Raw genomic sequence first — 7080 nt, 5'->3', positions numbered from 1 at the left:
CTATGCGAGCGCGCCGCCCTACGCCGCGCCCCCGGTGCACCCCGGCCACCAGCCCGGACCTGGCCAGCACCCGGGCCCGGGCCACCACCCTGGTCCCGGCCAGCACCCCGGCCCGCAGCACCCCGGCCCGCAGGGTCGCGGCCCGCAGCCGGTCGTCTACGGCGCCCGGCCGGCCCTCGAGCCGGACACCGCCGCGATCGCGGAGCCGACCCCGCCGGTGCCGGTCTCGCCCGTGCCCGTCCCGGCCGCCCCGGACGCCCCCGGCTCGGTGTCGCCCGCGCTCGTCTCGCCGGCGCCCGGCGTGGGGGCCAACCCCGAGGAGCTGCTCGCCGCTATCGAGCTGGACCTCGACCCGGACACGCTGTACGAGACGACCCACGACCCCGAGCCGCTGATCGAGATCCGCGAGCTGCTCACCGCGCGGATCAACGGGGCCGAGGACAACCCGAGCCGGGCCCGCCTGCTCGGCCTGCGCTCGGTCGTCGCCCGCGTGCTCGGCGACGTGCGCGCGGCGCACGCCGACGCGAAGATGTCGCTCGTCCACGCCGAGGCCACCGGGCAACTGCGCCGCATCGCGATCGCCAAGGCGCGGCTGGCCAACGTGCTCGTCCAGCTCGCCGAGCACACCGAGGCCGACCAGCTCTTCGCCGAGGCGAACACCAACGAGCTGCCCGAGCGGCTGCGCGCCGCGATCCACCACTACGCCGGCAAGTGCGCGTTCTCGCAGAACCGCTACATCGAGGCGTGCCAGCACTTCGAGCAGGCCCTGGAGCTGCGCCGCGACGGCGACCCCGAGCTGGTCGCGGCCACCGAGGTCGCCCTGGACTCGTTGTTCAGCCGGGTGGCCGAGCGCGGCTGGGGGCCGTACCCGCGCTCCCGCGACGAGATCCTGCGCACCCACAAGCCGCCGGTGCCGCAGTTCGACGAGACCGCCGACCGCTGGGGCTACCAGGACGCGGCCGGCAACTGGCCGATCCCGCCGCAGTTCGCCGACGTGCAGCCGTTCCGCGACGGGGTCGCCTGGATGCGGCCGGTGGGCCTGGAGACGTGGGGGCTCATCGACGAGGCAGGCCGGGCACTGATCCACCCGGCCAACGGGTTCCTCGGCGTGGCGAGCTTCTCCGACGGGCTGGCCTGGGTCTCCCGCGACGGCATGGGCGGCTGGCTGGCCATCGACAAGTCCGGCCGGGTGCTGCTCGGCGGAAACTTCGACGACGTACGCCCGTTCCGGCGGGGCGTCGCGGCCGTGCGCCAGCACGGCAAGTGGGGCGCGGTCGAGCGCACCGGCCGGCTCGTGGTGCCGTTCGCCTTCGACGCGTTCGCCACCGGCCTGGCCGACGGCCGCTACGTGGACGGCTTCACCGACGAGGGCCTGGCCGTGGTGGACATCGGCGGCCGCAAGGGCGTCATCGACCGCACCGGCCGGCAGATCGTCCCGCCCGTCTACAGCACCCTCGTGGTGCACCCGGTGGCCTTCCTGATCGTGGACGACAACCACCGGTGGGGCGCGCTGGACCGGCACGGCCGGCTGCTCATCGACCCGGTCCACGCCAGCCGCAGCGCGGTCGGCCTGGAGCTGGAGGAGCTCATGGCGGACAGCCGTCCGCTGCTCTGATCCTGGGCGGCCGGGCTAGGGTCGCGTCATGGAGTTTCGTCATCTGGGCCGGTCCGGCCTCATCGTCAGTGAGATCTCGTACGGCAACTGGATCACGCACGGCTCGCAGGTCGAGGAGGACGCCGCGACCGCGTGCGTGCGCGAGGCGCTCGACCTCGGCATCACCACGTTCGACACCGCGGACGTGTACGCCGGCACCCGCGCGGAGGAGGTGCTCGGCCGCGCCCTCAAGGGCGAGCGCCGCGAGGGCCTGGAGATCTTCACCAAGGTGTACTGGCCGACCGGCCCGGGCCGCAACGACCGGGGCCTGGGGCGCAAGCACATCATGGAGTCGATCAACGCCTCGCTGCGCCGGCTGCGGACCGACCACGTCGACCTCTACCAGGCGCACCGCTTCGACGTGAGCACGCCGCTCGAGGAGACCATGGAGGCCTTCGCCGACGTGGTGCACAGCGGCAAGGCGCACGCCATCGGCACCTCGGAGTGGACCGCCGGGCAGCTGCGCGAGGGCCACAAGCTGGCCCGGGAGCTGCGCATCCCGTTCATCTCCAACCAGCCGCAGTACTCGATGCTGTGGCGGGTCATCGAGGCCGAGGTGGTGCCCACCTCGGCGGAGCTCGGCATCGGCCAGATCGTCTGGTCGCCGATCGCCCAGGGCGTGCTCACCGGCAAGTACCTGCCGGGCCAGCCGCCGCCGGCCGGGTCGCGGGCCACCGACGAGAAGGAGGGTGCGGGGTTCATCGCCCGGCTCCTGACCGACGAGGTGCTCACCCGCGTGCAGGGGCTCGTGCCACTCGCCGCCCAGGCCGGACTGACCATGGCGCAGCTCGCGATCGCGTGGGTGCTGCAGAACCCGAACGTGTCCTCGGCGATCGTCGGCGCCACCCGCCCCGAACAGCTCCGGGACAACGTGAAGGCGGTCGGCGTGCGCCTGGACGCCGACCTCCTCAAGGCGATCGACGAGGTCGTCGACCCGATCGTGGAGCGCGACCCCGCCAAGACCCAGGTCCCCGCCGCGCGGCCGTAACCCCGCGCGGTCAGTCGGCGACGACGAGCAGCGCGTCGTTCGACAGCGGCAGGGCGGGGGCGTTGGACGGCGGGTCGTAGACCGCGAGGTGGAAGGCCGCGGCGCCGCCCAGGGACGGGTCGCCGGCGCCGAGGCGCTGGCCGGGGATCGCGGTGCCACCCTCGGCGAGCATCCCGGCGAGCTGGCGGACGACGCGGTTCACCATGCGGGCCATGCCCGGCCGCACCACCGCGACGATGTCCGGCCGGGCGAACTTCGCCATGCCCCGGGTGAACAGCACGTGCCCGAAGCCGTCCGTACCGTCGGTGCGCAGCACCACGTTGACCTCCTCGTCGAGGTCGAACGGTCGCTCCGGTGGCCAGGTCTCCAGCAGCGCGGCGTCCACCCAGCGCCCGGCGTGCGCGTCGAGCACCGCGAACGCGCCGTGCGCCACCAGGCCCTGGGCGAGGGCCCAGGCGGCCTGCAGATGGCCGAGGTCCGCCGGGTCGGGCAGGTCCGCCTCGATCGTCACGCAGTGCGTGGCGGCGTCGAGCCGGCGGGCGTCGACGAGGTCCTGCTCGGCGCCGGCGCGCCAGGCCCCGGCGCGCCACTGGTCGAGCTGGCCCGGGTCGTCGTGCGCGGTCACCGTCAGGGCGGCCAGGTGGTCGCCGGCCGGCAGGCCGTACTCCCCGGGGTTGATGCTCAGGTCGGGCAGGGGGCCTGGCGCGAACGCGAGCAGGCGCACGACCGCCCGGCGGGCGGTGCGCTGGTAGTTGAGGCGGGGCCAGACGGCGGTCGTAGCGTCCACGCGGCGTAGTGTGCCACCGCCGCGTGCCCGGGCGCTGTCCGACCCTGGTCAGCGCCAGAAACGCATCAGGTTGTTGCCGGCGGACGACAGCCAGGTGGGCAGGCCGATGGCGTCGGCGAGCGTGTCCACGACCGCGAAGAATGCCTGGTTGACCCGCGGCTCGAAGAGCAGGGCGAACAGCAGCAGCATGCCGTAGGGCGCGAACAGGTCGAACATCCGCGCGCCACCGCCGCGCAGCCACGGGCGCAGGGCGTTGCCGCCGTCCAGGCCGGGCAGCGGCATGAGGTTGAGCACGCCGGCGCTGACCTGCAGGAAGCCCAGGAACGCCACGCCGGACCAGAACCCCGGGTGCGCGGCCACGTCCACGCCCAGCCAGAACGGCGCCGCGAGGACGCCGGCGAACAGCAGGTTCGTCGCGGGGCCGGAGAGGCTGATCAGGCTGTCGGCGACCTTGCTGCGGATCGCGTGGTGGTCGATCCAGACCGCGCCGCCCGGCAGGCCGATGCCGCCGAGCAGCAGGAACACCACGGGGAGCACGACCGACAGGATCGGGTGGGCGTAGCGCAGCGGGTTGAGCGTCAGGTAGCCCTTGGCGGCCACCTGCACGTCACCGGCCCGGTAGGCGATGAGCGCGTGCGCGTACTCGTGCAGGCAGAGCGAGACGATCCAGCCGGCCACGACGAACAGGAACACGTCGAAGCCGATGTTGCCGTAGCCCCGCCAGGCCATCACGCCACCCGTGATGAACAGCGCCACGACGCCGAGGAAGACCGCGGAGGGGCGGAACAGGTCGCGGTTGCCGCCGATGATGATGTGGCGCTGGTGGGGGCCCATCGTCACTCGCCGGCCGGCAGCAGGCTCATCGTGTACTCCACCCGGTCGTCCTCGCAGAGCACCGCCGTGACCACACCCTTGGCGGCCAGCTCACGCCACGTCTGGCCGAGCCACGACTCGGCGTCCGACTGGCTCGGGAAGGTCTCGCTCGCACTGTCGTGCGCCGATCCCGCCGCGCCCTCGTACCGCCAGGTCCACGCCATGGTCACCGCTCCTCATTGTCCGGTTTACGTACGCTCGGCGCTCTTCCGAGCGCCGCAGCAAGAGTAGTCCGAGGCCATAGGGTACGAACATGGCGCCGTCGGGACATCCGCACACACTGGTACTCGGTGGGATCCGTTCCGGAAAATCCGAGTACGCCGAGGCACTGGTCGCCGCCCCCCGCGTCCGCTACCTGGCCACCGCCCGCGACGACGGCACGGACCCGGGCTGGACGGCCCGCATCGCCGCGCACCGCGTCCGCCGCCCCGCCGACTGGGCGGTCGCCGAGGTCGGCTCCGCCCCCGGCGACCTGATCGACGCGCTGGCCGGCGCGGGCGCGGACGAGGCGCTGCTCGTTGACGACCTCGGCACGTGGCTCGCGGGGGCCCAGGAGCTGTGCGACGGCGACGACGAGGCGCTGCGCCTGCTCGTGGGCCGGCTCGCGGCGGCCGTGGCGGCCTGCCCGGCCACGGTGACGCTGGTGAGCCCCGAGGTGGGCCTGAGCCTCGTGCCGGCCACGCCGCTCGGCGCCGCGTTCGCCGACGCCCTGGGCGCGCTCAACCGGGCGGTCGCCGACGTCTGCGACCGGGTGGTGATGGTCGTGGCCGGCCAACCGGTGGAGATCAAATCCGCCGGTCCGGCGGCCCGACCGGCCGGGCCGGTCGCATCGCCTGCCGGGGCGGGCGGTAGTGCCGCCGATGTGGCCATGTCGAGATCCACCGAGGGGCTTGCCGCCACGGCCGCAGCCGGTAGCGTGAGCGCCGTGCACCCGACGACCGTCCCCCCGGTCCCCCTCCCCGACAGCTCCGAGGAGATCGTTCCCGGGCTGACGCTGCCGCGCCCGGTCGAGGCCGCCGCGCTGGCCGTCCGCGAGCCCGGCGCCACCCTCGACCTCGGCGTGGCCACGCCCGCCGGGACCGGCCTCGGCGCGCTCGCCGAGGCGGTGGCCTGCGCGTCGGGCACCCGCGGCAGCCCGTACCCGCGCCCGTTCCTGGCGTCGCGGGTGATCCTGGTGGCGGGCGCGCACGAGGGCGGCATCTCGGCTGGCCACGCCGGCGAGGCCCGGCGACCGGCCCCGCTGTCCTACCTGGCCGGCACGGCCGGGGCCAGCCTGGTCACCCTGCACTGGGAGACCGCCGCGAACCCCGTCGAGGCCGGCGACGCGATCGGCCCGTCGCAGATGCGTACGGCCCTGCGGGCCGGCTGGACGGAGGCCGAGCGGGCCGCCGACGAGGGCATCGAGCTCATCGTGCTCGCCGCCGCCGGGGCCGGCGGGGCCACCGCCGCGACCGCCGTCATCGCGGCCGTCACGGGAGCCGAGGCCCCACCCCTGCTGGCCCGGGTCGTCACCGCGGACGGGTACGACGACGAGTCCTGGATGCGCCGCAGCGCCGCCGTCCGTGACGCCCTGCACCGGGTGCGCCGCCGCGACGGCGACCCGCGCACCGTGCTCATGGCGCTCGGCGGCTCCGACCTCACGGCGGCCACGGGCGTGCTGGTCGGCGCCGCGAGCCGGCGCACGCCGGTGATGATCGACGGCCCGGTCGGGGCGGCGGCCGCGCTGCTGGCCCGCGACTTCAGCTTCCTCAGCCGGATGTGGCACCTGATGCCCGACCACGGCCGGCACCCGGCGACCCGGCTGGCCGCCGACGTCCTTGGCCTGGAGACCTTCCTCGACCTGCGGCTGGATCTCGGCGAGGGGGCGACGTCCCTGGCCGCCCTGCCGCTGTGGCAGGCCGCCCTGACGCTGGCCGGCGGGTCGGGCGGAGACGCGCTCCCGCTGACCGGCGGCGTGGGCGCGACCCCGGCCTGGGCCGACGAGGCGACCCCGGCCTGGGCCGACGACGCCACTCCGGCCTGGGCCGACGAGGCGGACACGGGCCGGGAGGCGACGGACACCGGCCGGGATCCGGTCGACGAGAAGGCCGACGGCAAGGCCGACGACAGGGCCGATGCGGGCGACGCCGGCTGACGAGCCCGCGGGCGGCGGCACGCTGGGGGCCGGGATCCGGCTCGCGGTGACGACGCTGACGGTCCTGCCGCTGCGGCCGGGCCGGGTGGACCGGTCGGCCGCGGGGGCGGCCATNGGCGGCGGCACGCTGGGGGCCGGGATCCGGCTCGCGGTGACGACGCTGACGGTCCTGCCGCTGCGGCCGGGCCGGGTGGACCGGTCGGCCGCGGGGGCGGCCATGTCGCTGGCACCGGGCGTGGGCCTGGCGCTCGGCGCGGTCGCCGGCGCGGTGGGCGCTGCGCTGCACGCCGGCGGGGCGAACGGGCTGCTGGCGGGCGTACTCACCACGGTTTTCGCGGTGTTGGCCACCCGCGGCCTGCACCTGGACGGGCTGGCCGACACGGTCGACGGCCTGGGGTCGCACCGCCCGGCGGCGCAGGCGCTGGAGATCATGAAGCGGCCGGACATCGGGCCGTTCGGCGTCGCCGCGCTGGTGCTGGTGCTGTTCGCGCAGGTCGCGTCGGCCGCGACCGTGGTCGTGGCGGGCTGGGTGCCGGCCATGGCCGGCGTCGCCACCGCCCTCGGCACGGGCCGTCTGGCGATCGCGGCCGCGTGCCGGCGGGGGGTGCCACCCGCCCGACCTGACGGGCTGGGCGCGCTGGCCG

General features: G+C 75.4%; 7 protein-coding genes. 4 read left to right on the top strand and 3 right to left on the bottom strand.

Going from position 1 to position 7080, the window contains the following annotated elements:
- Both ABD211_RS27020 and ABD211_RS27015 read left to right on the top strand, forming a co-directional pair.
- The coding region (locus ABD211_RS27020; RefSeq protein ID WP_344137832.1) for a WG repeat-containing protein at positions 1-1615 on the top strand (1615 nt) is incomplete at its 5' end.
- Positions 1616-1643: 28 nt separating this feature from the next.
- Complete coding sequence (locus ABD211_RS27015) at positions 1644-2642, top strand: aldo/keto reductase family protein (protein ID WP_344137829.1); 999 nt, start codon at positions 1644-1646, stop codon at positions 2640-2642.
- Positions 2643-2652: 10 nt separating this feature from the next.
- On the opposite strand, the gene ABD211_RS27010 is transcribed toward ABD211_RS27015, so the two are convergent.
- Genes ABD211_RS27010 through ABD211_RS27000 form a run of 3 tightly spaced genes read right to left on the bottom strand, consistent with a single transcriptional unit; the run spans position 2653 to position 4466 of the window.
- A complete protein-coding gene (locus ABD211_RS27010) occupies positions 2653-3429 on the bottom strand; it encodes a hypothetical protein (RefSeq protein WP_344137826.1) in 777 nt (258 codons plus the stop codon).
- A gap of 48 nt (positions 3430-3477) precedes the next feature.
- Positions 3478-4263: a site-2 protease family protein gene (locus tag ABD211_RS27005; protein ID WP_344137823.1), complete on the bottom strand. Its 786-nt coding sequence runs from the start codon at positions 4261-4263 to the stop codon at positions 3478-3480.
- A 2-nt stretch (positions 4264-4265) separates the two neighbouring features.
- Positions 4266-4466: a hypothetical protein gene (locus ABD211_RS27000; protein WP_344137820.1), complete on the bottom strand. Its 201-nt coding sequence runs from the start codon at positions 4464-4466 to the stop codon at positions 4266-4268.
- 89 nt (positions 4467-4555) lie between these two features.
- Between ABD211_RS27000 and ABD211_RS26995 the strand changes: the two genes are divergently transcribed.
- Positions 4556-6436: a bifunctional adenosylcobinamide kinase/adenosylcobinamide-phosphate guanylyltransferase gene (locus ABD211_RS26995; protein ID WP_344137817.1), complete on the top strand. Its 1881-nt coding sequence runs from the start codon at positions 4556-4558 to the stop codon at positions 6434-6436.
- Positions 6417-7080, top strand: a 664-nt coding sequence (locus ABD211_RS26990) for an adenosylcobinamide-GDP ribazoletransferase (protein WP_344137814.1), incomplete at its 3' end; no start/stop codon positions are given. The genes ABD211_RS26995 and ABD211_RS26990, both read left to right, overlap by 20 nt.

Source organism: Luedemannella flava, assembly GCF_039528515.1.
Taxonomy (GTDB): Bacteria; Actinomycetota; Actinomycetes; order Mycobacteriales; family Micromonosporaceae; genus Luedemannella; species Luedemannella flava.
The sequence above is the reverse complement of the archived record's forward strand: the minus strand, read 5'-3'. Positions and strand labels throughout refer to the sequence as shown.

Bases quoted from the DNA above. Each gene is read 5' to 3' on its own strand.
- ABD211_RS27015 (WP_344137829.1), top strand. From the start codon at position 1,644: ATGGAGTTTCGTCATCTGGGCCGGTCCGGCCTCATCGTCAGTGAGATC.
- ABD211_RS27005 (WP_344137823.1), bottom strand. From the start codon at position 4,263: ATGGGCCCCCACCAGCGCCACATCATCATCGGCGGCAACCGCGACCTG.
- ABD211_RS27000 (WP_344137820.1), bottom strand. From the start codon at position 4,466: ATGGCGTGGACCTGGCGGTACGAGGGCGCGGCGGGATCGGCGCACGAC.
- ABD211_RS26995 (WP_344137817.1), top strand. From the start codon at position 4,556: ATGGCGCCGTCGGGACATCCGCACACACTGGTACTCGGTGGGATCCGT.